Source organism: Pseudomonas sp. J452 (assembly GCF_024666525.1).
Classification (GTDB): Bacteria; Pseudomonadota; Gammaproteobacteria; order Pseudomonadales; family Pseudomonadaceae; genus Aquipseudomonas.
This window is the reverse complement of sequence record NZ_CP088294.1, coordinates 2,129,416-2,152,612: the sequence shown is the minus strand read 5'-3', so window position 1 is coordinate 2,152,612 and position 23,197 is coordinate 2,129,416. Positions and strand designations below refer to the sequence as shown.

23 protein-coding genes are annotated in these 23,197 nt (G+C 66.1%); 17 read left to right on the top strand and 6 right to left on the bottom strand.

Annotated elements, in window-relative coordinates; all coding sequences use genetic code 11:
* The first annotated feature begins 11 nt into the window (after positions 1-11).
* From LRS11_RS09705 to LRS11_RS09680, 6 genes are all read left to right on the top strand, one after another.
* A complete protein-coding gene (locus tag LRS11_RS09705; protein ID WP_260496610.1) occupies positions 12-908 on the top strand; it encodes a LysR family transcriptional regulator in 897 nt (298 codons plus the stop codon).
* A 308-nt stretch (positions 909-1,216) separates the two neighbouring features.
* Entirely contained in the window at positions 1,217-2,068 is an 852-nt protein-coding gene (fdhD, locus tag LRS11_RS09700; RefSeq protein ID WP_260496609.1) for a formate dehydrogenase accessory sulfurtransferase FdhD, read from the top strand.
* Positions 2,065-4,365: an FdhF/YdeP family oxidoreductase gene (locus LRS11_RS09695; protein ID WP_260496608.1), complete on the top strand. Its 2,301-nt coding sequence runs from the start codon at positions 2,065-2,067 to the stop codon at positions 4,363-4,365. The genes fdhD and LRS11_RS09695 overlap by 4 nt, the downstream gene beginning before the upstream one ends.
* Positions 4,366-4,566: 201 nt before the next feature.
* The gene (locus LRS11_RS09690; RefSeq protein WP_260496607.1) at positions 4,567-5,514 is read left to right on the top strand and encodes a YbhN family protein; all 948 of its coding nucleotides are present in this window, start codon (positions 4,567-4,569) and stop codon (positions 5,512-5,514) included.
* A 144-nt stretch (positions 5,515-5,658) separates the two neighbouring features.
* The gene (locus LRS11_RS09685) at positions 5,659-6,270 is read left to right on the top strand and encodes a hypothetical protein (protein WP_260496606.1); all 612 of its coding nucleotides are present in this window, start codon (positions 5,659-5,661) and stop codon (positions 6,268-6,270) included.
* A 194-nt stretch (positions 6,271-6,464) separates the two neighbouring features.
* Complete coding sequence (locus LRS11_RS09680) at positions 6,465-7,187, top strand: class I SAM-dependent methyltransferase (RefSeq protein ID WP_260496605.1); 723 nt, start codon at positions 6,465-6,467, stop codon at positions 7,185-7,187.
* A 91-nt stretch (positions 7,188-7,278) separates the two neighbouring features.
* Here LRS11_RS09680 and LRS11_RS09675 read toward each other — a convergent pair whose 3' ends face one another.
* The gene (locus LRS11_RS09675) at positions 7,279-8,361 is read right to left on the bottom strand and encodes a fatty acid desaturase family protein (protein ID WP_260496604.1); all 1,083 of its coding nucleotides are present in this window, start codon (positions 8,359-8,361) and stop codon (positions 7,279-7,281) included.
* Positions 8,362-8,402: 41 nt separating this feature from the next.
* Entirely contained in the window at positions 8,403-9,491 is a 1,089-nt protein-coding gene (locus LRS11_RS09670; protein ID WP_260496603.1) for a ferredoxin reductase, read from the bottom strand.
* 415 nt (positions 9,492-9,906) lie between these two features.
* Here LRS11_RS09670 and LRS11_RS09665 point away from each other — a divergent pair, with 415 nt between their 5' ends.
* The 7 genes from LRS11_RS09665 to LRS11_RS09635 all read left to right on the top strand — a co-directional run bounded on the left by LRS11_RS09665 (position 9,907) and on the right by LRS11_RS09635 (position 15,129).
* Positions 9,907-10,542, top strand: coding sequence for a TetR family transcriptional regulator (locus LRS11_RS09665; RefSeq protein WP_260496602.1), 636 nt, complete (start codon positions 9,907-9,909; stop codon positions 10,540-10,542).
* A 288-nt stretch (positions 10,543-10,830) separates the two neighbouring features.
* The gene (gene ureE, locus LRS11_RS09660; RefSeq protein ID WP_260496601.1) at positions 10,831-11,331 is read left to right on the top strand and encodes an urease accessory protein UreE; all 501 of its coding nucleotides are present in this window, start codon (positions 10,831-10,833) and stop codon (positions 11,329-11,331) included.
* A gap of 36 nt (positions 11,332-11,367) precedes the next feature.
* Positions 11,368-12,042 carry an urease accessory protein UreF gene (locus tag LRS11_RS09655; RefSeq protein ID WP_260496600.1) on the top strand — a complete coding sequence of 225 codons (675 nt, stop codon included), beginning with the start codon at positions 11,368-11,370 and terminating at the stop codon, positions 12,040-12,042.
* A 13-nt stretch (positions 12,043-12,055) separates the two neighbouring features.
* A complete protein-coding gene (ureG, locus tag LRS11_RS09650; RefSeq protein WP_173203380.1) occupies positions 12,056-12,670 on the top strand; it encodes an urease accessory protein UreG in 615 nt (204 codons plus the stop codon).
* Between the two features lie 109 nt (positions 12,671-12,779).
* The gene (locus LRS11_RS09645; protein ID WP_260496599.1) at positions 12,780-13,352 is read left to right on the top strand and encodes a HupE/UreJ family protein; all 573 of its coding nucleotides are present in this window, start codon (positions 12,780-12,782) and stop codon (positions 13,350-13,352) included.
* Between the two features lie 71 nt (positions 13,353-13,423).
* Positions 13,424-14,308 (top strand): hypothetical protein, encoded by an 885-nt coding sequence (locus LRS11_RS09640; protein WP_260496598.1) that lies wholly within the window; start codon positions 13,424-13,426, stop codon positions 14,306-14,308.
* 233 nt (positions 14,309-14,541) lie between these two features.
* Positions 14,542-15,129, top strand: a complete 588-nt coding sequence (locus tag LRS11_RS09635; RefSeq protein ID WP_260496597.1) for a TIGR00730 family Rossman fold protein — start codon at positions 14,542-14,544, stop codon at positions 15,127-15,129.
* Positions 15,130-15,170: 41 nt separating this feature from the next.
* Here LRS11_RS09635 and LRS11_RS09630 read toward each other — a convergent pair whose 3' ends face one another.
* Positions 15,171-16,025, bottom strand: a complete 855-nt coding sequence (locus tag LRS11_RS09630; protein ID WP_260496596.1) for a mechanosensitive ion channel family protein — start codon at positions 16,023-16,025, stop codon at positions 15,171-15,173.
* A 165-nt stretch (positions 16,026-16,190) separates the two neighbouring features.
* On the opposite strand from LRS11_RS09630, the gene LRS11_RS09625 reads away from it, so the two are divergent.
* The 4 genes from LRS11_RS09625 to LRS11_RS09610 all read left to right on the top strand — a co-directional run bounded on the left by LRS11_RS09625 (position 16,191) and on the right by LRS11_RS09610 (position 20,504).
* Positions 16,191-17,231, top strand: coding sequence for an extracellular solute-binding protein (locus LRS11_RS09625; protein ID WP_260496595.1), 1,041 nt, complete (start codon positions 16,191-16,193; stop codon positions 17,229-17,231).
* Positions 17,228-18,955 carry a diguanylate cyclase domain-containing protein gene (locus LRS11_RS09620; protein ID WP_260496594.1) on the top strand — a complete coding sequence of 576 codons (1,728 nt, stop codon included), beginning with the start codon at positions 17,228-17,230 and terminating at the stop codon, positions 18,953-18,955. The genes LRS11_RS09625 and LRS11_RS09620 overlap by 4 nt, the downstream gene beginning before the upstream one ends.
* Before the next feature lie 113 nt (positions 18,956-19,068).
* The gene (locus LRS11_RS09615; protein WP_260496593.1) at positions 19,069-20,067 is read left to right on the top strand and encodes a response regulator; all 999 of its coding nucleotides are present in this window, start codon (positions 19,069-19,071) and stop codon (positions 20,065-20,067) included.
* Between the two features lie 5 nt (positions 20,068-20,072).
* Positions 20,073-20,504, top strand: a complete 432-nt coding sequence (locus LRS11_RS09610; protein WP_260496592.1) for a PAS domain-containing protein — start codon at positions 20,073-20,075, stop codon at positions 20,502-20,504.
* 42 nt (positions 20,505-20,546) lie between these two features.
* On the opposite strand, the gene LRS11_RS09605 is transcribed toward LRS11_RS09610, so the two are convergent.
* From LRS11_RS09605 to LRS11_RS09595, 3 genes are all read right to left on the bottom strand, one after another.
* On the bottom strand, positions 20,547-21,869 hold the full coding sequence (locus LRS11_RS09605) for a DEAD/DEAH box helicase (RefSeq protein WP_260496591.1): 1,323 nt from the start codon (positions 21,867-21,869) through the stop codon (positions 20,547-20,549).
* Positions 21,870-21,988: 119 nt separating this feature from the next.
* On the bottom strand, positions 21,989-22,600 hold the full coding sequence (locus LRS11_RS09600; protein ID WP_260496590.1) for a PolC-type DNA polymerase III: 612 nt from the start codon (positions 22,598-22,600) through the stop codon (positions 21,989-21,991).
* A gap of 9 nt (positions 22,601-22,609) precedes the next feature.
* Complete coding sequence (locus LRS11_RS09595) at positions 22,610-23,119, bottom strand: NYN domain-containing protein (protein ID WP_260496589.1); 510 nt, start codon at positions 23,117-23,119, stop codon at positions 22,610-22,612.
* Positions 23,120-23,197 lie beyond the last annotated feature (78 nt).

The window sequence follows — 23,197 nt, the reverse complement described above, 5'->3', positions numbered from 1 at the left end:
CAGTCGACCCCATGGATATCAAACAGCTCAAGTTCCTCGTCGCCCTCGATGAAACCCGCCACTTCGGCCAGGCCGCGGCGCGTTGTCATGTGACCCAGCCGACCCTGTCCATGCGCCTGCGCAATCTGGAAGAAGAACTCGGCCTGGAACTGGTGCAGCGCGGCCAGCGCTTCGAAGGTTTCACCGAGGCCGGCCAGCGTGTGCTGGCCTGGGCGCGCAGCCTGCTGGCGGCCGAGGATGGCTTATATGCCGAGGCGGCGGCCTGCCGTGGACAACTGGTCGGCACCCTGCGCCTGGGCGTGGTGCCACTCGGCGGCTTCGACCCGATGCGCCTGGTCAGCCTGTTCGCCGAGGAGCACCCGGGGCTGCGCTTCCAGCTGTTCGCCCTGAGCAGCGAGCAGATCCTCGAACGCCTCGGGCGCAATCAGCTCGACCTCGGCTTGTCTTACCTGGAGCGCCTGGATCGCCAGCATTTCAGCAGCCTGGAACTGGCCGAGACACGCATGGGCCTGCTGCATGATCGTCGGCATTTTGGCTTCGAACAGGCGCAACTGAGCTGGGAAGAACTGAGCGAACTGCCGCTCGGCCTGCTCTCGGCCGGCATGCACTTTCGCCAGTCGATCGATCACAGCTTCCGCAGCCGCGGCCTGACCCCGCAGCCGCGGCTGGAGAGCGATGCCGTGCACCAGCTGCTGCAGGCGGTGAACGCCGGCCTGTGCTGCGCGATCATGCCGCTGGACAGCGGTCTGGACGAGTTCAACCAGCACCTGGCTTTGACCCCCATCGTCGACGCCCACACCCTCGCCCCGCTCGGCCTGATCCTGCGCAACAACGCGCCCCGTTCGGCCCTGGCCGAAGCCTGCTTCGCCGAGGCGCAGCGCTTGCTGGCCGAAATGCCGCCCCCGTAGATACTGTTATTCAGCACAACTTTTTGTAGGAGCCAGGGCTAATCCTTGCTGGCGATCAGCGGGACGCTGCCTGCCGATCGCCAGCAAGCTGGCTCCTACAGGATCAGGCCGCAGGGTGGATGACGCTTTTTTCATCCACCACGGCGCCGCGCGGTGGATCGATAAAGCGCGATCCGCCCTACGAACGCCAGGCGCACCCACAAAGCCTGATAGACAGGCTCGATCACAGCATCGGCAACAGCAATTAGACGCCCCCTACCCTGCGGCCTAGGCTGTGCGCATACCCGCCGCCAGCGAGGGCCGCGCCCATGCCACGCCACACCGTTTGCCCAACCCAGGCCATCACCCCGAGCGAGCTGCACGCCAGCGTTGCCGGCTACGCCTATGCCGAGCTGCAAGGCACGCCAGCCATGGGCCAGACCAGCCTGGCCGGGGAAGCCGCGCTGGCCATCAGCTACAACGGCATCAGCCAGGCGGTGATGATGGTCTCGCCCGGCGAACTGGAAGACTTCATCCACGGTTTCAGCCTCGGCACCGGCTTTGTCGAGTCCATCGACGAGATTTATGATATCCACCTCAGCGGCACCGGCGCCGCCCTGCACGCCGAGGTGCAGATCAGCAGTCGCGCCTTCTGGGCGCTCAAGCAGCAGCGCCGGCAGCTGGCCGGCACCAGCGGTTGCGGCCTGTGCGGGGTCGAGGCCCTGGAGCAGGCCCTGCCGCCACTGCCGGTGTTGCCCGCCAGCCCCTTGCCGGCAGCCGCCCATCTCTATGAGCTGCGCCAGCGCATCGCTGCCGTGCAGCACCAGGCCCGCTCAAGCGGCGCCCTGCATGCCGCGCTGTTCGTCGATAGCGATGGGGCGATCCGCCTGTGTCGTGAGGACATCGGCCGGCACAACGCCCTGGACAAGCTGATCGGTGCGCTCAAGCGCGAAGGCCTGGACAGCCGCCACGGCTTTGCCGTGGTCACCAGCCGCTGCAGCCTGGAACTGCTGCACAAGGCCGTACGCGCCGGCATCGGCAGCCTGGTCAGCCTCTCGGCTCCGACTGCGCTGACCGTGGACTGGGCGCGCCGCCAGCAGCTCAACCTGATCCACCTGCCGCACCACAGCGCACCGCGGGTCTACAGCCCGGCCCCGGTTATAGAGGAAGTACCCGCATGAGCAGCCAGCCACGTTACCAGCCCTACAGTGGCCCGGCCGCCGGCTGGGGCGCATTGCGCAGCGTGACCCAGCACTGGCTGGACAGCAAACAGCCATTCAAGAACCTGCGCGCCCTGCTCAAGACCAACCAGAACGGCGGCTTCGACTGCCCCGGCTGCGCCTGGGGCGACTCGCCGGAAAGCGGCCATATCAAGTTCTGCGAGAACGGCGCCAAGGCGGTCAACTGGGAAGCCACCAAGCGCGGCATCGGCCACGAGTTCTTCGCCCGCTACAGCGTCGCCCAGCTGCGCGAGCAGAGCGACTACTGGCTGGAGCACCAGGGCCGGCTGATCGAGCCGCTGCATTACGACGCGGTCAGCGACCGTTACCTGCCAATCAGCTGGGACGCCGCCTTCGCCCTGATCGCCGACACCCTCAAGGGCCTCGACAGCCCGCACCAGGCCGAGTTCTACACCTCGGGCAGGGCCAGCAACGAAGCGGCCTTCCTCTACCAACTGATGGTGCGCGCCTACGGCACCAACAATTTCCCCGACTGCTCGAACATGTGCCACGAGGCCAGCGGCGTGGCCCTGGGGCAAAGCATCGGCGTGGGCAAGGGCACGGTGACCTTCGCCGACTTCGAGCATGCCGACGCCATCTTCGTGTTCGGCCAGAACCCCGGCACCAACCACCCGCGCATGCTCGAACCGCTGCGCGAGGCGGTCGAGCGCGGCGCGCGTGTGGTCTGCTTCAACCCACTGAAGGAGCGCGGCCTGGAGCGCTTTCAGCACCCACAGCACCCGCTGGAAATGCTCAGCAACGGCGACCGGCCAACCAGCAGCGCCTACTTCCGCCCGCACCTGGGCGGCGACATGGCCGCCGTACGCGGCATGGCCAAGTTCCTGTTGCAGTGGGAACGCGAGCAGCCGGGCAGCGTATTCGACCAGGCCTTTATCGACGCCCACACCGACGGTCTGGACGACTGGCTGGCGGCGGTGGCGGCCAGCGACTGGGCGCAGATCGAACAGCAGTCGGGCCTGGCGCGCAGCGAGATCGAACAGGCCGCACGCCTGTATGCCGGTGCCGAGCGGGTGATCACCTGCTGGGCCATGGGCATCACCCAGCACCGCCACTCGGTGGCGACCATCCAGGAAATCGCCAACCTGATGCTGCTGCGCGGCAATATCGGCAAGCCCGGCGCCGGCCTGTGCCCGGTGCGCGGCCACAGCAACGTGCAGGGCGACCGCACCATGGGCATCAACGAGCGGCCCCCGGCGTTCTTCCTCGATGCGCTGGAGCGGCGTTTCCAGTTCCAAGTGCCGCGCGCCAACGGGCACAACACGGTGGAAGCGATCAACGCCATGCTGGCCGGCCAGGCCAAGGTATTCATCGGTCTGGGCGGCAACTTCGCCCAGGCCACCCCGGACAGCCCACGCACCCACGCGGCCCTGCAGCAGTGCGAGCTGACCGTGCAGATCAGCACCAAGCTCAACCGCAGCCACCTGATGCACGGCCGCCAGGCGCTGATCCTGCCGTGCCTCGGGCGTACCGACATCGACCGCCAGGCCAATGGCCCGCAAGCGGTGACGGTGGAGGATTCGTTCAGCATGGTGCATGCGTCCTGGGGCCAGCTGGCACCGCTGTCGGCACAGATGCGCTCGGAACCGGCCATCGTCGCCGGCATCGCTCACGCGCTGCTGGGTCGGCAGCCGGTGGACTGGCTGTGGCTGATCGAGGACTACGCGCGCATCCGCGAGCTGATCGCCGACACCCTGCCCGGCTTCGCCAATTTCAATCAGCAGATCACCCAGCCCGGCGGCTTCTACCTGGGCAACGCGGCCGGCGCGCGGCGCTGGAATACAGCGGGTGGCAAGGCCCGCTTCATCGCCCACGCCCTACCCGAGCACCTGCTGCCGGCCGAGGTGCGCAGCCAGGCGGAAAAGCCCCACCTGGTGCTGCAGACCCTGCGCTCCCACGACCAGTACAACACCACCCTGTACGGCCTGGATGACCGCTATCGCGGCGTGCATGGCATGCGCGAGGTGATCTTCGTCAACGCCGCGGACATCCAGCGCCTGGGTTTCGCGGCGGGGCAGAAAGTCGATCTGCTGTCGCTGTGGGACGACGGTATCGAGCGGCGGGTCAAAGGCTTCACCCTGCTCGCCTACGACACCCCCGCCGGTCAGGCCGCCGCCTATTATCCGGAGACCAACCCGTTGGTGCCGCTGGACAGCTTCGGCGTCGGCAGCCACACGCCCACCTCCAAGTTCATCGCCATCCGCCTGCTCCCCGCCAGCCCCGATCAGCGCATCCACTGATCTGCGGCAAGGCCCGTCACCGCGGCATCTGCTCTGATGTCGTAACAGCTGGTTACGCCCGTGCCCAGCGAATCGCTTGAGCCGGGCGCCTGCCTCCCTGATACTGCAGCCCGATTCACGCCAGCCGGCCTGCTATACCCAAACAATGTACCGGCCGCGTACCACCCAGGATGACCGCACTGGTTCAAGGAGCCACCGCTGATGATGAAAAGAAGCGACTGGATCTGGACCATGATCGGTTTGGCCGCAGTCGTATTTTCCTGCTACTTGCTGTACCGGGAAATCCGCACCATCTCCCTCGACGAGCTCACCGACAGCCTGCACGCCATCCGCGTGCACAACTGGCTGATGGCCGCCGGCGCGACGCTGGGCGCCTATGTCGCACTGGCCTGGTACGACCGCATCGCTATCGCCCACCTGGGCAAGAAGATTTCCTGGTGGTTCATCACCCTGTGCTCCTTCACCACCTACGCCCTGGCCCACAACATCGGCGCCTCGGTGTTCTCCGGCGCGGTGGTGCGCTACCGCGCCTACAGCAGCAAGGGCCTAGGCGCCCAGGAAATCGGCCTGCTGATCTTCTTCTGTTCCTTCACCTTTGCCCTCGGCACCCTGCTTTCCGGCGGCGCCGTACTGGTCTGCCAGCCGGACCTGATCAAGCGTGTCGCCGATGTCAGCCCCTGGCTGTCGATACTGATCGGCTCGCTGATGCTTGGCCTGGTGGCGCTCTACGTGCTGGGTTCCTGGCGCCAGTTCAAACCCTGGAAATGGGGCAAGCTGCACGTCGAATACCCGCGCCTGGGCATCGTCGCCAAGCAACTGCTGGCCGGTCCTCTGGAGCTGGCCTGCGCCGCGGCGATCATCTATTTCGCCCTGCCGGCCGAGAACAATCCGGGCTACCTGGTGGTGCTCGGCGTATTCCTCGCCTCCTTCTCCCTGGCCCTGCTGTCCCATGCTCCGGGCGGCCTCGGCGTGCTGGAGGTGACCTTTCTGGCCGCCATGCCGGAACTGCCCACCGCCGATGTGCTGGCCGCACTGATCGTGTTCCGCGGCTTCTACCTGCTGCTGCCGTTTGCCCTGTCGCTGCTGGTGGTACTGGGCTTCGAATGGGGCCAGTGGTCGAGCCGGCGCAAGCAGCGCGAGCAGCCTTGATCAGGCCTAAAGCCGCGCTGTAGAGCCTCCAAAGCGAACCATCACGCGCATCGATGGTTACTATTAGGAGGGTCAAGTTCTGTATTCAGGCTCCGTGAGTAGTATGGGCTCCGTACTCACCTATGCCCCCACAAGGAGCCCAAAATGAAAAAGCAGATTCTCGCCAGCCTGATCCTGGCCACCCTGACCACCTCCGCCTTCGCCCTGCCCGGCAAAGACCAGCCGCCGCTGACCGAAGTCAAAGCCGCCCACAGCAGCGAAACCCTCAGCGAGAACGGTAGCGAACGCACCAAGGCTTTCCGTGTTGCCGAAGATGGCGCCGAACGCACCAAGTCCTTCCGCGTTGTCGAGGGTGGTGCCGACCGCCTTATCGAGCGCAACCGCGTTGCCGAAGGCGGCGCAGAGCGTACCAAGGCCTTCCGCGTAGCCGAAGGTGGTGCCGACCGTCTGATCGAGCGTGACCACGTAGCCGAGGGCGGTGCCGAACGTACCAAGGCATTCCGCGTAGCCGAAGGCGGTGCAGACCGTCTGAACCAGCGTGACGCTGTCGCCGAGAACGGCTCCGAGCGCACCAAGGCCTTCCGCGTGGCCGAAGGCGGTGCCGACCGTCTGCACCAACGTGACGCTGTCGCCGAGAACGGCTCCGAGCGCACCAAGGCCTTCCGCGTGGCCGAAGGCGGTGCCGACCGTCTGCACCAGCGTGACGCTGTCGCCGAGAACGGTTCCGAGCGCACCAAGGCCTTCCGCGCAGCCTGAAGCCGGCAGGCCTCGCACGCTGATCGATATCCGCCAGCAGTAAGGTCTCACCCGTGAAGCAACACAACCCAGCCGAACGAGCCGGTGACTGCCCAGCATTCACCGGCTTTTTCATGGCCGACGACAGCCCCGGCTGGGCGCGCCATAGCTGACTGCCTTATAGTCCTAGCCGACCAGAATCAGGCAGGGCAGCCATGCACACCATCGAGCGGATCTACCCCAAGGATCTCGACCCGCACAGCAGCGACGACCAGAACACCCTGCGCCTCCACATGGAGCGCTACGAGTTCGCAGCCCAGCAGCTGAGCGGCGAGCACATCCTCGACATGGCCTGTGGCTGCGGCTACGGCACTGCCCTGCTGGCCGAGCGCAACCCGCAGCGCCTGGTCACCGGCGTCGATATCGACCCGGCCGCCATTGCCTATGCCCAGCAACACTACCAGTTGCCCAACCTGCGCTACGTCTGCGCCGATGCCGAGCAGTTCGCCGCCGAGCAGCCGTTCGACAGCATCGTCAGCCTGGAAACCATCGAGCACCTGCCCAGCCCGCAGCGCTTGATCGACAACTACGCCCGCCTATTGGCCGCAGGGGGTCGAGTGATCGCTTCGGTGCCGATTACCCCGACCCTGGACGGCAACCCGCACCACCTGCACGACTTCAGCCGCCGCTCGTTCTTCGCCCTGTTCCGCCAGCATGGCCTGCGCCCGCAAGAGCACTTCGAGCAGATCCAGTGGTGGCAGTTCAAGGGGCTGTTTTCCAAGCGCCCGGACCAGGCCAAGCAGCACCGCTCGGAAGGCGTCGGCAATGCTGTACTGCTGTATTACCAGCGGCACCCGCTGTACCTGTTCGCCCGCCTCGGCGCGATGCTGCGCTACGGCTTCAGCAACCGTTACCTGACCTGCTCGTTCCAGCGCTAACAACCCGAACCATGCCGTAGGAGCGAGCTCTGCTCGCGAACCAGGCCCCTACAGAGCTTCGCGAGCAGAGCTCGCTCCTACATCGGCGCCCCTAGGCTGCAACCACGTCAGCCTGCGGCACACGGTACTTCCAGATGCGCTGCAGCACCGTGGCCAGCTGCGCAGTGAAACTGCCGCAGTTGTAGACCTGGCCATAGCGTTCGGCGATCTCCTGTACTTCCACGGCCAACGCCGCATAGCGCCGCGCCGGCAGATCGGGGAACAGGTGGTGCTCGATCTGGTGGCTGAGGTTGCCGGTGAGGATGTGGAACAGCTTGCCGCCACTCAGGTTGCTCGACCCACGCAACTGGCGCAGGTACCAGTGACCGCGACTCTCGCCAACCACCGAAGCCTTGCTGAACACCGCCGCCTGCTCGGTGAAGTGACCACAGAAGATCACCGCAAAGGTCCACAGGTTGCGCAGCAGGTTGGCCAGCACATTGCCCGCCAGCACGGCCAGGGCGTTGGCGCCCAGCAGCAGGGCCAGCAGCGGGAAGAACAGATAATCCTTGCACCACTGGCGCAGCACCTTGGCATTGAACTGGCGCAGCAGCGGGCACAGCTCGTCCTTGCTCATCTTGCCCTTGTAGACCTGGTCCAGACGCAGGTGCTGGATGGCAATCGAGTACTGGAACAGCAGCGCCTGCAAGGTCACCCACAGCGGTTGCCAGCGGTAGAAAGGCTTCCAGCGCTGTTCGGGGAACAGGCGCACCAGGCCGTAGCCGACGTCGTCGTCCATGCCCAGCACATTGGTCCAGGTGTGGTGCACATGGTTATGGGTGTGCCGCCAGAAATCGGCCGGGCCGGCGATATCCCACTCGTAGCGGCGCCCGGCGAACTCCGGGTCGTTCATCCAGTCGTACTGGCCATGGATGACGTTGTGGCCCAGCTCCATGTTCTCGAGGATCTTGCCCAGCCCCAGCAGCAGCGTGCCGAGCAGCCAGGTCGGCGGAAACCAGCCGAGCATCAGCAGCGCCCGCCCGCTCCAGCAGCACAGCCGCACGGCAGCGCGCACCCGACGGATATAGCGCGCATCCGCCTCGCCCAGATCGGCCAGGGTACGACTGCGCAGGGCATCCAGTTCGGCGCCCAAGGCATCCAGTTCCACGCGGCTTAGTTCGCGATCGCTACGCATAGTCGTCACCTCGGTTTGCCTGCCGCAACGGCAGGCGGCAATTACAGATCGATATCCACATCGCCCGCCGGCGCACTGATGCACAGGCGGATCGGCTGGCCCGGCTCGGCGAACAGCGCGCCGCTGCGCAAATCGCGCACTGTGCCGCTGAGCAGGGTGCAGGTGCAGCTGGCGCAGATGCCCTGGCGACAGCCATGGGCCGGGCGCAGGCCGGCGGCCTCGGCTTGTTCGAGCAGGCTGCGCGCGCTGTCCCCCGTGACCTGCTGGCGCGTGCGGGCAAAACCCAGGCGCACCGCGCTGCCGGGTTCGACACTGCGCTCAGGGGCGGTAAAGGCTTCCACTTGCAGCGGCCCGCGCCAGTGCCGGGCGACGCTCTCGACGAAGCCGGCCGGCCCGCAGGCCAGCACGCTGTCCAGCGCCAGCCCCTGCAGATGCTCGCCGGTAAAGCGCCCGTGCAGCTCGGCGTCGGACTGCACCTGGCCGGTCAGCGCCCAGCGCACGCTCAGGTTCGGATGGCGCTGCATCAGTTGCTGCAGTTCCTCGACAAACGGCCGCTGGCCCTGGTCACGGATGTAATGCAGCAGGCTGATCGGCGCGGCACAGCCCCGGCTCAGCGCCTCGCGCAGCAGGCCGAGCAAGGGCGTGATACCACTGCCGGCAGCCAGCAGGACGACGCCGGCAGACTCCTGCGGCCAGCACAGCTCACCCTGGGCCTGGCCCAGCTCCAGAACGCCGCCGACGGCCAGATGATCGAGCAGGCGATTGGACAGACGCCCGCCCGGCTGACGCCGGATGGCCAACTCGATGCGCCCGCCGCGACCGACGCGGGTCAGGCTGTAGCTGCGACTGTGGCGCACGCCATCCAACTCCAGGTACAGCTGCACATGCTGGCCGGCGCGCCAGCCGCGCGCATTGCCGTTGCAGCGCAGGCGCAGGGCGAGCATGTCTGCGGCCACCCACGCGCGCCCCTCGACGCGGGCGAACACCCGGTTCAGGCGCCAGCCTGGCTGCAGCCAGGCCAATACGGCATCCACCTCGGCCTCACGCAACCAGCGCCGCCTCACCAGCCAGCGCAGCGGCTGCAGCAAAGGAGTCAGGACACGCGACCAGCTCAGCGGGATTAGGGTCATGGCACAACTCCAGTGAACACTTGTACACAAAAATGGCAGACACTCGCCACTCAGTCAACACTCGTACACTGAAAAGCCTGTTCGACGCCCACAAAGCGCATTTCTAGGGTCTGCTGCCGTTTCGCCGCGACCGCGACGGAGCCCATTTTTTCGCGGGGCTAGGCGCGAGACGCGAGGTTTGGTCGTCCAAATGAGCCGTCGAGCAACGACGTCCCGCGAAAAAACGGGCCCGTCCCTTCGGGTTGCGCGGAAAATCTCGCCATGCGTCGTTGCGGGACTTGCCAAGGGAATGACCATTGCCGGCGTCCCACGCCTAGCCTGGCGAGATTTTTCGCTGCAACGCGGCTTGCGCCGAAACGGCAACAGACCCTAGAGTGCGGCGCAAACCCGCACCAGGCCGGAACACCGAGAGCCCATGTCGCCACGCGCCACACAGAAACAGCAGACCCGCCAAGCCCTGATGGCTGCTGCCCGCGAGCTGATGGACAGCAACCGCGGTTTCGATAGCCTGAGCCTGCGCGAAGTCAGCCGCGCCGCCGGGATCGTGCCGACCGGCTTCTACCGCCACTTCGAAGACATGGACCAACTGGGCCTGGCGCTGGTGGCCGAGGTCGGCGAGACCTTCCGTAACGCCATCCGCGCAGTGCGCCACAACGAGTTCGAGCTGGGCGGGGTGATCGACGCCTCGGTGCGCATCTTCCTCACCGCCGTTGCTGCCGATCGCTCGCAATTCCTCTTCCTCGCCCGCGAGCAATATGGCGGCTCGCTGTCGGTGCGCCTGGCGATCGGCACCCTGCGCGCCAGCATCGCCGCGGATCTGGTCGCCGACCTGAGCCAGATGCCCAAACTGCAGCACCTCGACCGCCCAGCGCTGGACGTACTCGCCGACCTGGTGGTGAAAACCATCTTCGCCACCCTGCCGGAACTGATCGACCCACCGGCGCCCTCCCTGCCGGCGCACCTGACCCCGGAAGCGAAGATGATCCAGCAGCTGCGCTTCATCTTCGTCGGCGCCAAGCTATGGCGTGGCCTGGGCGGCGGCGACGAGTAAGCAGCTGAACCGCTCCGAGCCCTGACTGACGTCGGCCCCTCGACTGGGCAAAGGCTGTAGGGCGGGTGCAACCCGCGTTGCTGAGGCCGCGGGTTGCACCCGCCCTACAGCAGCGCTGCCCATCACCGAGCGCCGCGCACCAAAATCAGGCATACACACCTATAGCGCACCAGAAAAGCCCACCCACCAGCACCGCAATCAGGCAGCGCGGCCCATCGGTGCGCCTGTGCCCGAATTGGCAAGCCCCTTGCTCTAGCTCCAGCACTCTCCTCTGGCTGGAAGCCCGACATGCTGGTGATTCACCACCGCCTCGAACCCCAGGCACACTGGGACGAAGAGCTGCACCTGAACTTCGATGCGCGCAGCAAGAGCCGCCTGCGCTGCTTCAGCGCGAGCGGCGAAGACGTCGGCCTGTTCCTCGACCGCGGCCAGTCGCCGCTGCGTGATGGCGACTTCCTACGCGCCCAGGACGGCCGCATCGTACGCGTCTGCGCCCGCCCGGAAAGCCTGCTGCACGTCACCTGCGAGAGCAATTTCGAGCTGACCCGCGCGGCCTACCACCTGGGCAATCGCCACGTCGCCCTGCAGCTGGGCGACGGCTGGCTGCGCCTGCTCGATGACTATGTGCTCAAGGCCATGCTCGACCAGCTCGGCGCCACCACCTGTACCGTGGAAGCCGCGTTCCAACCGGAACACGGCGCCTATGGCGGCGGCCATCACCACTCCCACGCCGGCGATGCCGAGTTCAGCTACGCACCGCGCCTGCACCAGTTCGGCGTACGCCTGTGAACAAGGCCATAGCCCTTCTCCTGCCGGTTACAGCGCATGAATAAAGCCTGGGCCCTGCTGCGCCTGGCCAGCCCGCAGCTACCCATCGGCGGTTACAGCTACTCGCAAGGCCTGGAAATGGCCGTCGAGCAGGGCCTGGTCGACAGCCAGGACAGCGCCGCGCGCTGGATCGGCGATCAGTTGCTGCTCAACCTGGCGCGCTTCGAAGCGCCGCTGCTGCTGGCCCACTGCACCGCCGCCGCCAGCGCGGACTGGTCAGCCTTGGGCGCGCTGGCCGAGCAGCACCGCGCCAGCCGCGAGACCCGTGAGCTGGCCCTGGAAAGCCGGCAGATGGGCTACTCGCTCCGGCAACTGCTCGACGGCCTACCGGAACTGGATCAGGCCGCCCGCGACTTTCTTGCCGGGCACGCCGAAATCGGCCTGGCCGCCGCCTGGGCCCTGGCCGCCCGCGCCTGGCAGATCGACGCGCAGGACGCCCTCGCCGCCTGGCTGTGGGGCTGGCTGGAAAACCAGCTGGCGGTGTTGATGAAAACCCTGCCGCTCGGCCAACAAGCCGCGCAACGCCTGACCTCGCAACTGTTACCCCAACTGGAACAGGCGCAGCGCCTGGCCAGCACACTCGAACCCGCCCACTGGGGCAGCGCCGCGTTTGGCCTGGCCCTGGCGAGCATGGCGCACGAGCGCCAGTACAGCCGTCTATTCCGCTCTTGATAAGGAAGCATCCATGAACAGCCAACCCCTGCGCGTCGGCATCGGTGGCCCGGTCGGATCTGGCAAGACCGCCCTGACCCTGGCCCTGTGCCTAGCCCTGCGCGAGCGCTACAACATCGCCGTGGTCACCAACGACATCTACACCCAGGAAGATGCCCAGTTTCTGGTGCGCAACGAAGCCCTGGCGCCGGAGCGGATCATCGGCGTGGAAACCGGCGGCTGCCCGCACACGGCAATCCGCGAAGACGCTTCGATCAACCTGGAAGCGGTGGATCAGCTCAACCGGCGCTTCCCCGGCCTCGACCTGATCATCGTCGAGTCCGGCGGCGACAACCTCTCGGCCACCTTCAGCCCCGAACTGTCGGACCTGACCCTGTACGTGATCGACGTGTCCGCTGGCGACAAGCTGCCACGCAAGGGCGGCCCGGGCATCTGCAAGTCCGACCTGCTGGTGATCAACAAGGTCGACCTGGCGCCGATGGTCGGAGCCTCGCTGGAAGTGATGGACCGCGACGCGCGCAAGATGCGCGGCGACAAGCCCTTCGTCTTCAGCAACCAGAAAGTCGGCCAGGGTCTCGACGAGATCATCGCCTTCATCGAACGCCACGGCATGCTCAGCGCGGCATAAGAGCCTGTTCAAAGCCTCCCCCTCTCCCCGGCCCCTCTCCCGCTTGCGGGAGAGGGGCCGGGGGAGAGGGCAGCGGCCCGCCTCGGCAAAAATCTGTCAGGAGACACCCATGAATCTGCGCAAATCCCTCTACGCCCTCGCCCTGTTCCTCACCCCCGCCGTGGCCTTCGCCCACACCGGTCACGATCACGCCGGACTGATGGCCGGCCTGGCCCACCCGCTGTTCGGCCTCGACCACCTGCTGGCCATGCTCGCCGTCGGCCTGTGGGCTGCCCAGCAGAGCGGCGCGGCGCGCTGGGCACTGCCGCTGACCTTCGTCGCCAGCATGCTGCTGGGCGGCCTGCTCGGCTTCGCCGGCGTGCAGATTCCGCTGCTGGAAACCGGCATCGCCGGCTCGGTACTGGCCTTCGGTCTGCTGGTAGCGGTCGCCGCGCGCCTGCCGATGGTCGTGGCGCTGGGCCTCACCAGCCTGTTCGCCTTGACCCACGGTGTGGCCCACGGCCTGGAACTGCCGGAACTGGCCAGCCCCTGGGGCTATGCCGTCGGCTTTGTGATCGCCACCGCCGCCCTACACGCCAGCGGCTACGCCCTAGTGCGCTACCTGCCGCAGACCGCGGCACCCCTGGTACGCCTGGCCGGCGGCGCTTCGGCAATCACCGGAGCCTGGCTGCTGGCAGGTTAAAAGCTAGCGGTAAAGCGGCCAAAACGGGCGGCCTTGCTAGACTGCACAGGCCTCCCCTGCTGGTTCAGACCATGCCTGCTCGCCTGCTTCGCGCCCTGCTGGTTTTCTCGCTACTCACCCTGGGCGCCGAGCTGCGGGCCGAGCCGCAGGAGATCATCTGGGGCACCAGCCCCTGGCCCGGCCTGGTCAACCTGCGCGACGGCCAGCCGCATAGCGGCATCATCGTCGACCTGCTCAAGCAAGTGACCGAGCGCCTGCCGCAGTACCGCCACCGGCTCCAGCTGGTCAACCTCAGTCGCGGCCTCGAACAGCTCAAGCAGCCAGGCACCACCTGCCTGCTGCCGACCATCCGCACCCCCGAGCGCGACCAGCTGGGCCACTATGTCGGCCTGTTCGTCGCCATGCCCCATCAGTTGCTGGTACGCAGCAGCGACCAGGCGCGCTTTACCGCCGGGCAGCGCGAAGCCTCGCTACGCGCACTGCTGCAGGACACCCGCCTGCGTGGTGGCCTGATCCAGGACCGCAGCTATGGCCCGAGCCTCGATCCGCTGCTCAATGACCCGGCGGTACAGCCCCGACTGCTGCGCATCCAGACCAGCAGCGCCGGCAACAACCTGTTCGACATGCTCGCGCACGGGCGCATCGACTACCTGCTGGAATATGCCGAAGTCACCCAGTTCGTCCAGCAACAGGGCGCCGCCCAGGGGCTCAGCTTGCTGCCCCTGCAGGAGGCGAGCACGCCACTGGTCAGCGGCATCTACTGCAGCCGTACCCGCGAGGGCGCAGAGCTGGTTCGGCAGATCGACCAGATCGCCCGCCAGCCGGAGGTGATCGCCTACTTCCAGCAGGCGCAGAAAGCCTATGTGCCGAGCGCCACCCTGCAGCACTACCAGGCCTGGCTGGATCAGTTCTTTGCAGAGCGCGGGCAAAGCAATCTGACCTCGCTACCGCAATAACTCGAGCTATCGAGACGATCGAAACAATCAACCGGGCAATCCTGCTGCGCCGACCTAGGCTTACAGGGTCACTTATCAGGAGATTGGCCATGAGCCTCGGCAATTTGCTGCACAACCTGCTTGCCGCCTATGCCGCTGGCGCCTGTGGCAGCTGCCCGGAAGAACGCTGCACGCATTGAAGCCAGACGCAGCTACGGTCTACCCTGTGCGCCTTTGCCCACAGGGAGTTCGGCATGAGCCTCAAATCCGTCTGCGTATTCTGCGGTGCCAGCACCGGCCATAACCCGCTCTACCGCGAAGCAGCAAGCCTACTCGGACGCACCCTCGCCGAACGCGGCCTGACCCTGATCTACGGTGGTGGCGCCGTGGGCCTGATGGGCGTGGTCGCCGATGCGGTGATGGCCGCCGGTGGCCAGGTGATCGGCATCATCCCGCAGAGCCTGGAGCGCTCGGAAATCGGCCACAAGGGCCTGACCCGCCTGGAAGTAGTGGACGGCATGCATGCACGCAAGGCGCGCATGGCCGAGCTGGCCGACGCCTTCATCGCCCTGCCCGGCGGCCTCGGCACCCTGGAAGAACTGTTCGAAGTGTGGACCTGGGGCCAACTCGGCTACCACGGCAAACCGCTCGGCCTGCTCGACGTGAACGGTTTCTACCAGCAGCTCAGCGGCTTCCTCGATCATCTGGTCAGCGAAGGCTTCGTCCGCCCCCCGCACCGCGACATGCTGCAGCGCAGCGAATCGGCCGGCGAGCTGCTCGACCAGCTGGCAGCCTGGCAACCGGATGCGGCCCCCAAGTGGGCCGCCAGCACGCCCGACTGACAAGCCCGCCAGCCGCAGCGCAGCTGGCGGCGCAACCCCACTCAGGTATTCGCCGACTGCTGCACGATCACCATCTGCGCCGGCATCGGCGCCGGGAAGCCGGCTTCACCGAGGGCATCCTTGAGCACCTTGTTGGTGTCGAAGTAGACCTGCCAGTAGTGATCGGTATGGCAATACGGACGTACCGCCAGCACCGGGCCGACCAGGTTGAACTCGAGGATTTCCACATCCACCGCCGGCGTGGCCAGCACGTTGTCGATGGCGGCGATGCGCTGCTTGAGCAGGGCCGCCGCCGCCTTCCAGTCTGCCGCGCCAGACAGCTGGGCCTGCAGATCGACCCGGCGAAAGGCGTTGTGCGAGTAGTTCTGGATGTTGTCGGCGAAGATCTTGTTGTTGCCGACCAGGGTCAGCACGTTGTCCGGGGTATTGATCGCGGTGGCGAACAGGCCGATTTCCATCACCGTACCGGTCACCCCGCCCGCCGAGATGAAGTCGCCGACCTTGAACGGACGCAGGACGATGATGAAGCCGCCCGCCGCCAGGTTGGCCAGCAGCCCCGACCAGGCCATGCCGATAGCCAGGCCCACGGCGGCGATCAGCGCGGCGAAGGTGGTGGTCTGCACACCGAAATAGCCGAGGATGCCGATCACCAGGATGATATTCAGGGTCACGGTGATAAAGGAGCCGACGTAGCGCAGTACGGTCGGGTCCACCGACTGCTTGCCCAGGGCCTTCTGCACCAGGCCGACGGCAAAGCCGATCAACCAGCGGCCGATGACCCAGAAGGCGATGGCCGCGAGAATCTTCACGCCAAAGGCGGCGCCATACTGAGCTACCAGCTCCATCAACTGGTTGGCCTTGGCGGTACCGGCGCTGATCAGTGCGTTTTCTTCCATGCTGGCTTACCTGCAAAAAGTGAGTGACCCGCAAAACGCTAGCACGCCTCGCCGGGATTACCCGCCAGAGCCTATCTGGATGCTGAAAAAGGCCATTTACAGGGGCGCGCAAGGCAGATTGCCATCGTATACACTGCAGAAGCTCCCTCGGTTTTGGCCCCGTCCATGACGTACCTACGCCTGCTCCCGCTACTCCTCCTCGCCACGCTGGCGCCTGCATTGAGCCAGGCCGGCAGCCAGACGTTGCGCCTGCTCGTCTGGCCGGGCTATGCCGATGCCGACCTGGTGGCGGAGTTCGAAGCACGGCACAAGGTGCAAGTTGAAGTCACCCTGGTCGGCAGCGACGACGTGCTGCGCAAGAAGCTGGCGGAAAACCAGGGCGGCAACTACGACCTGATCGCCGCCAACACCGCGGAAATCGACTATTACATCGGCCAGCAACTGCTCCAGCCGCTGAAACCGGAGCGCATTGCCAATACCACCCGCCAGCTCTGGCGTTTTCGTGACTATCAGAAGATTCCTGGGATCATGGCCGCCGGCAAGGTCTACGCGATTCCCTACACCTACTCGGATATGGGCCTGATCTACGATCGCCAGCAGTTCAGTACGCCACCGCAATCGATCACCAGCATGTGGGACCCGCAATACCGCGGCAAGGTGCTGGCCTTCAACGGCAGCAGCCACAACTTCTCACTGGCCAGCCAGGCCCGCGGGCGTGACCCTTTCCGCATTGCCAGCAACGACTTCCCGCAGGTCACCGAGCAGCTGATCGCCCTGCGTCGCAACGTGCTGACCTTCTACTCCCTGCCGGAAGAAGCCGCCGACCTGTTCCGCGAGCACTCCGTTGCCCTGCTGTTCGCCAACTACGGCCGCCAGCAACTCAAGCAACTGCAGGACGCCGGCGCCGATGTCGGCTATGCGATTCCCCGTGAGGGCGCCCTGGCCTGGCTCGACTGCTGGGCAATCAGCCGCGGCGCGCAGGATGTGGCACTGGCCGAAGCCTGGATCAACTTCAGCCTGGAAGCCCACGTCAGCCGGGCGCTGACCGAACGCCAGGGGCTGTCCAACACCCTGGAGGAAGCCCAGGGCACAGAGAAGCCGGGGCAACTGATCTGGCTGCGCCCGGTCGAGGACGACGCCCGCCGGGCCGCCCTCTGGGAACGCATCCTCTCTGGCGAACGCCCGCCATTGCAGGAGACGCCATGAAATACGGGATCGCCTTCAAGCTGGGCTGCCTGCTGGCGCTGTTCGGCATCCTGGTGACCGGCCTGACCGGCTACTACTCCTACAGCAGCAGCCGCAGCATGTTGCTCAAGGCCGCCGAACGTGACCTGCTGACCGCCGCCCAGGTGCTCGGGCGCAACCTGGGTAGCAGCCTCGAAAGCATTGCCCGCGACACCCGCCTGCTGGCTGGCGCACCGCAGGCGCTGCAGCTGCCCAGCAGCACCGACCAGATGCTGCGCGAGGATGTCGAAGCCGAACTGGCACAACTGTTTCGCGCCATGCTCCAGGTGCACCCCGAGTATGTACAGATCCGCCTGATCAGCGCGTCCGGCCACGGCCTCGAGCAGGTCCGGGTGGATCGTGACGGCGAACAACTGATTGCGGTCAGAGGCGCCGATCTGCAGGAAAAAGGCCACTACCCCTACGTCTTCGATGCCCTGCGCCTGCAACCCGGCGAGGTGCGCCTGTCACCGATCGTGATCAACCACGAGCGGGGCGCCCACTCCGGACAGGGTCAGCCAACGCTGCATGTTTCCACCCCGGTGGCCGACAGCAGCGGCAAGGTGTTCGCCCTGATCGTCATCAACATCGACCTCGACCGCCTGTTCAGCCAGCTGCAAAGTGACCTGCCCGAGCAGTACAAGGTGTACCTGAGCAACCGCTGGGGCGACCTGCTGATTCACCCGGACAAACGCCGTACCTTCGGCTTCGACCAGGGCCGCCGCCTGTTCCTGCAGGATGAGTTCCCGGACGCCAGCCAGCTGATTAGCGGCGAAACGCGCGAAAATCTGGTCGCGCGCAGCGTTGAACAGGCGCAGCAGGACCGCCAAGTGGCCGCCTTCGTCCGTGTCCGCGCCAATGTGCAGACCAAGGAACGCTTCGTCATTCTCGGCCTGGCCCAACCACAGAGTTATGTACTGGCCGAGGCTTCACGCCTGGGCCTGCGTATCGCCCAGGTCGTCCTGCTGTTCAGCCTGCTGGCCCTGTTCACTGCCTTTATCGCTTCGCGGGCGCTGACCCGTCCGCTGAAGAGCATGACCCAGGCCGTGCAACAGTTCTCCCGCGAGAGGCGCGTCAGTGACCTGCCGTCACGACGCGATGAACTGGGCGTGCTGGCACGCAGCTTCCGCGAGATGCAGGAAGAAATCCTCACCCACCTGCAGGAGCTGACCGAGAGCCGCAGCGCCCTCGAACACCTGGCCCGGCATGATCCGCTGACCGGCCTGCCCAACCGCCGGGTGTTCTTCGAGCGCCTCGAACATGCCCTGGCCAACTCGCGGCGCAGTGGCAAACAGCTGGCCGTGCTGTTCGTCGACCTTGACCACTTCAAGCAGCTCAACGACAACCTCGGCCACAGCCTCGGCGACCACGTGCTGCAGGCGGTGGCCAACCTGCTGCGCTCGGCCACCCGTGAAAGCGACACGGTGGCACGCCTGGGCGGCGACGAGTTCGTCATCCTCTTCGAAGTGGTGGAAGACCCGCAGCACATCGTCACCATCCTCGAGAAGCTGCATGACCGCTTCCAGCTGTCCATGCTGATCGATGGCCACGAAGTGAAGGTGCAGGCCAGCATGGGGGTCAGCCTGTTCCCGCGTGACGGCGACGACATCGAGGCCCTGGTGCAGCAGGCCGACCGCGCCATGTATGCGGCGAAGAATGCCGGCCGCAACACCTACGCCTTCAACCTCTCGGATACGCCGAGCTAGGGCCTGTTGCCGTTTCGTTCACGGCCGCGACGGAGCGGGAACAGGCCCTAATGGCCGCCCAGCGGCTATGCTGGGCGATAATCCCCCTCGAATCTTCAGCGTGGTATCGCCCAGTGATTCCGCTTCTGATCTGCGACGACTCCGCCATGGCGCGCAAGCAGCTGATTCGCGCCCTGCCGGCCGACTGGCCGGTGAGCATCACCCAGGCCACCCAGGGTGAAGAAGGCCTCGCGGCCATCCGCCAGGGCCTCGGCCAGGTGGTACTGCTCGACCTGACCATGCCAGTCATGGACGGCTATCAGGTACTCGCCCAGCTACGCGCCGAAGGCCTGCAGTGCAAGGTGGTGGTGGTCTCCGGCGATGTCCAGGAAGAAGCCCTGCGCCGCGTGCAGGAGTTGGGCGCACTGGGTTTCATCAAGAAGCCGGCAGAGCCCGAGGAACTGCGCGCCACGCTGATGCGCCTGGGCCTGTACCATCCGCCGGCGATCCATGAGCCACCCCAGCCGCGCGCCGAGCTGGCGCTCAAGATCAACTTCCGCGATGCCCTGCGCGAGGTCAGCAACGTCGCCATGGGCCGTGCTGCGGCCCTGCTGGCCAAGGTGCTGAAGGTCTTCGTGCGCCTGCCGATCCCCAACGTCAACATCTTCGAGGTCAGTGAACTGCACATGGCCCTGCTCGACGCGCAGAGCGGCCAGCGCCTGAGTGCGGTGTGCCAGGGCTTCATCGGCGATGCGATCGCCGGCGAGGCACTGTTGCTGTTCCATGATTCGGAGACCGGCGACATCGCCCGCCTGCTCGGTTGGCAGCCACAGAACGACACGGAAACCTCGGAGATGCTGCTCGACCTGTCGAGCATCCTGATCGGTGCCTGCCTGTCCGGAATCGCCGAACAGATCGACGTGCGCTTCTCCCAGGGCCACCCGCAACTGCTTGGCCAGCACGCCTCCATCGAACAACTGATCAGCCTCAACCAGCAGCGCTGGAAGCAGACCCTGGCCGTGGAAATCAGCTACAGCCTGGAAGGCCACGCCGTGCATTTCGACCTGCTGCTGCTGTTCACCGAAGACTCGCTGGCGCGCCTGACCCATAAAATCCAGTACCTGATGGAGTAACCCCGATGCCCGCGCAGATCGACATCAAGGAGCTGCACTGGCTGCTCGATATCGTGCAATGCCTGGATGTCGGGGTGATCGTGCTGGATCGCAGCTATCGCATCGAGGTGTGGAACAGCTTCATGGAGAACCATTCCGGCCTGGGCTCCGACGAGGTGCAGGGGCACTGCCTGTTCGAGCTGTTCGCCGAAGTCGACGAAGCCTGGTTCCGGCGCAAGGTGGAAACCGTGGTGCAACTGGGCACCCGCGCCTTCAGCCTGTGGGAGCAGCGCCCCTACCTGCTGCACTTCAAGAGCTACCAGCCGATCACCGGGCAGGCCGACTTCATGTACCAGAACGTCACCATCCTGCCGCTGGCCGCCATGGGCGAGATCGAGCATGTCTGCGTGATGCTCTACGACATGACCGATGCGGCCATGCACAAGCTCGGTCACTAGGGCCCGTAGCCCCCGCGCGACGGTGCCCCTACGCGGGAACGATCAGGGTTTCTTCTTCGCCTTGCCGCCGAAGCTCGGTGCCTTGCGCACCGCCTTGACCACGGGAGCTGCCGGCTCTTCGCTCTCCAACCACTTGCCCAGGCCGGCCTTGCCGCCGACCACCTTGGGCTTCTTCGGCTTTTTCGGTTTCTTCAGCACCTGGCCGCTGGCGTCGGTCTGCGGCACCCGGTGATCCGGCTCGAAGCCGGGCTCGTCGACACGGCGCAAGGTCTGGCGGATCAGCACTTCGATGGCCGAGAGCAGCTGCACCTCGTCGGCGCACACCAGCGACACCGCCTGGCCGGTGGCGCCGGCGCGACCGGTGCGGCCGATGCGGTGCACGTAGTCCTCGGCAACGATCGGCAGGTCGAGGTTGACCACCAGCGGCAGGTCGTCGATATCCAGGCCCCGCGCCGCCACGTCGGTGGCCGCCAGCACCCGTACCTCGCCGTCCTTGAAGCGCTGCAGGGCACGCAAGCGCGACGGCTGCGGCTTGTCGCCGTGGATCGAGTCAGCGGCGATGCCTTCGGCCAGCAGCAGCTTCTCCAGTTCGTCGACGCCCTTGCGCGTCTTCACGAACACCAGCACCTGGTCCCAGCGCTGGCTGCGGTAGAGGTGCAGGAACAGTTCACTCTTGCGCTTCTTGTCCACCGTCACCAGCCACTGCTTAACGCTCTGCGCCGCGGCATTGCGCGGGCTGACCTCGACGCTCAACGGGTCGTTCAGCAGTTCCTTGGCCATGGTCCGGATGGCCTCGGAGAAAGTCGCGGAGAACAGCAGGGTCTGGCGCTTTTTCGGCAGGGCGCAGAACACTTCGTCCAGCTCGCGGGCAAAACCCAGGTCGAGCATGCGGTCGGCCTCGTCCAGCACCAGCGCCTGCAGCTGGTTGAACTTCACCGCGTTCTGCCGGTACAGGTCGAGCAGCCGGCCGGGCGTGGCCACCAGCAGGTCGATGCCTTTGCGCAGCTTCATCATCTGCGGGTTGATGCTGACCCCGCCGTACACCGCATAGGTGCGCAGCGGCAGGTTCTGGCCGTACTGCAGGATGCTCTGGTGCACCTGCTCGGCCAGCTCGCGGGTCGGCACCAGCACCAGGGCGCGCACCGAGTTGCTCGCCACCTGGCCGCCTTGCATGGTCAGCGTTTGTAATAACGGCAGGGCAAAACCGGCGGTCTTGCCGGTACCGGTCTGCGCCGCGGCGAGCAGGTCGCGACCCTTGAGTACGGCAGGGATCGCCTCCTTCTGCACCGGCGTCGGGGCGCGGTAGTCGAGGCTGTCGAGGGCGCGCAGCAGGGGGTCGATCAGGCCGAGGGCGGCGAAAGTCATGGCAGGTAACCGGCAAGAGGAAGAACAGGGCGCAAGTTTACCTGCTGCGTGCGGATCATGTAGCCCGGATGCAATCCGGGAACTCCGCGCTCCATGCCCTACACCGGATTACCTGCGGGCTACGCCTTGAGCAGCGCGCGCACCTTGGCCGCCGAGAGTTTCTGCAGGCCGCACAGATAGGCATGGCTGACTTCGGCCACGCCGTAGCGCTCACGCAAACGGCTGGCCAGCAGCAGGGTCAGGTTGGCGGCCATTTCCGCATCGGCCAGCGCGCGGTGCGCCTGGCCGGTGTCCGGCAGGTTGGCCCAGCGGTTGAGGTTGCCCAACTTGTGGCTGGGCGCCTCCGGCAGCAGCCGCCGGGCCAGCAGCAGCGAGCAGGCGAACTCCTGGCTGCGCTGGCTGCGCTGGCGGCGCAGCAGGCCCAGCTCGGCATCCCAGAACTTCGAGTCGAAGGCGGCGTTATGCGCCAGCAACGGCGTGCTGCCGACGAAATCGGCCACCTCGCCCATCACCTTGGCCACCGGCGGCGCGCTGCGCACCATGGCATTGCTGATGCCGGTGAGCTGCTCGATAAAGGGCGGAATCCAGGCCCCGGCATTCATCAGGCTCTGGTAGCGCTCGACGATCCGGCCACCCTCGATGATCGCCACGCCGATCTCGGTCGGCCGGGCATTCTGCGCCGGCGACATGCCGGTGGTTTCAAAGTCGATTACGGCAATACGGTCCTGCATCCAGCGTCCTTAGTTTTTCAGCAATAGCGCGCCTTCAACCGGCACATAGCGGTCGGCGGCGCGGATCAGCGAGTTGGCGGTCAGCCCAGGCACGCCATACACGCAGCTGCTCACCCCGTGGGCGCTGCGCAGTTTGTCCAGCAGCAGGTCGAAGTCGCCGTCGCCGGAGGCCAGCACCACTTCGTCAACCCGCGGCGCGGCGTCCAGCACATCGATGCAGATGCCCACGTCCCAGTCGCCCTTGGCCGAGCCGTCGCTGCGCTGGATAAAGGGTTTCAGGCGCACCTCGAAGCCCAGGTTGCGCAGGATCTGCTGGAACTGGCGTTGCTTGGGGTCGCCACGGTCGATGGCATAGGCGTAGGCCTCGACGATCTGCCCGCTGGCACTGACCTCGGCCCACAGAGCGGCATAGTTGAAGTGGCAGGCATGGGCCTGGCGCACGGTGTAGTAGAGGTTCTGCACATCGGCGAACAGGGCGATTTTCTTCACGGGGGGACCTGTAGGAAAGGCGGCGGCCATTATGCGTCAGCCAGCGACCATCCGCCCCATGTTCCCCCGCCCCGGCCATCGGCTAAAGTAAAAGCTGAAGCACTGCCG

What these genes read in the sequence shown, in the direction of transcription:
- LRS11_RS09705 (WP_260496610.1), top strand. Translation starts at nt 12, where the DNA reads ATGGATATCAAACAGCTCAAGTTCCTCGTCGCCCTCGATGAAACCCGC.
- fdhD (WP_260496609.1), top strand. Translation starts at nt 1,217, where the DNA reads ATGCCACGCCACACCGTTTGCCCAACCCAGGCCATCACCCCGAGCGAG.
- LRS11_RS09695 (WP_260496608.1), top strand. Translation starts at nt 2,065, where the DNA reads ATGAGCAGCCAGCCACGTTACCAGCCCTACAGTGGCCCGGCCGCCGGC.
- LRS11_RS09690 (WP_260496607.1), top strand. Translation starts at nt 4,567, where the DNA reads ATGATGAAAAGAAGCGACTGGATCTGGACCATGATCGGTTTGGCCGCA.
- LRS11_RS09685 (WP_260496606.1), top strand. Translation starts at nt 5,659, where the DNA reads ATGAAAAAGCAGATTCTCGCCAGCCTGATCCTGGCCACCCTGACCACC.
- LRS11_RS09680 (WP_260496605.1), top strand. Translation starts at nt 6,465, where the DNA reads ATGCACACCATCGAGCGGATCTACCCCAAGGATCTCGACCCGCACAGC.
- LRS11_RS09675 (WP_260496604.1), bottom strand. Translation starts at nt 8,361, where the DNA reads ATGCGTAGCGATCGCGAACTAAGCCGCGTGGAACTGGATGCCTTGGGC.
- LRS11_RS09670 (WP_260496603.1), bottom strand. Translation starts at nt 9,491, where the DNA reads ATGACCCTAATCCCGCTGAGCTGGTCGCGTGTCCTGACTCCTTTGCTG.
- LRS11_RS09665 (WP_260496602.1), top strand. Translation starts at nt 9,907, where the DNA reads ATGTCGCCACGCGCCACACAGAAACAGCAGACCCGCCAAGCCCTGATG.
- ureE (WP_260496601.1), top strand. Translation starts at nt 10,831, where the DNA reads ATGCTGGTGATTCACCACCGCCTCGAACCCCAGGCACACTGGGACGAA.
- LRS11_RS09655 (WP_260496600.1), top strand. Translation starts at nt 11,368, where the DNA reads ATGAATAAAGCCTGGGCCCTGCTGCGCCTGGCCAGCCCGCAGCTACCC.
- ureG (WP_173203380.1), top strand. Translation starts at nt 12,056, where the DNA reads ATGAACAGCCAACCCCTGCGCGTCGGCATCGGTGGCCCGGTCGGATCT.
- LRS11_RS09645 (WP_260496599.1), top strand. Translation starts at nt 12,780, where the DNA reads ATGAATCTGCGCAAATCCCTCTACGCCCTCGCCCTGTTCCTCACCCCC.
- LRS11_RS09640 (WP_260496598.1), top strand. Translation starts at nt 13,424, where the DNA reads ATGCCTGCTCGCCTGCTTCGCGCCCTGCTGGTTTTCTCGCTACTCACC.
- LRS11_RS09635 (WP_260496597.1), top strand. Translation starts at nt 14,542, where the DNA reads ATGAGCCTCAAATCCGTCTGCGTATTCTGCGGTGCCAGCACCGGCCAT.
- LRS11_RS09630 (WP_260496596.1), bottom strand. Translation starts at nt 16,025, where the DNA reads ATGGAAGAAAACGCACTGATCAGCGCCGGTACCGCCAAGGCCAACCAG.
- LRS11_RS09625 (WP_260496595.1), top strand. Translation starts at nt 16,191, where the DNA reads ATGACGTACCTACGCCTGCTCCCGCTACTCCTCCTCGCCACGCTGGCG.
- LRS11_RS09620 (WP_260496594.1), top strand. Translation starts at nt 17,228, where the DNA reads ATGAAATACGGGATCGCCTTCAAGCTGGGCTGCCTGCTGGCGCTGTTC.
- LRS11_RS09610 (WP_260496592.1), top strand. Translation starts at nt 20,073, where the DNA reads ATGCCCGCGCAGATCGACATCAAGGAGCTGCACTGGCTGCTCGATATC.
- LRS11_RS09605 (WP_260496591.1), bottom strand. Translation starts at nt 21,869, where the DNA reads ATGACTTTCGCCGCCCTCGGCCTGATCGACCCCCTGCTGCGCGCCCTC.
- LRS11_RS09600 (WP_260496590.1), bottom strand. Translation starts at nt 22,600, where the DNA reads ATGCAGGACCGTATTGCCGTAATCGACTTTGAAACCACCGGCATGTCG.
- LRS11_RS09595 (WP_260496589.1), bottom strand. Translation starts at nt 23,119, where the DNA reads ATGGCCGCCGCCTTTCCTACAGGTCCCCCCGTGAAGAAAATCGCCCTG.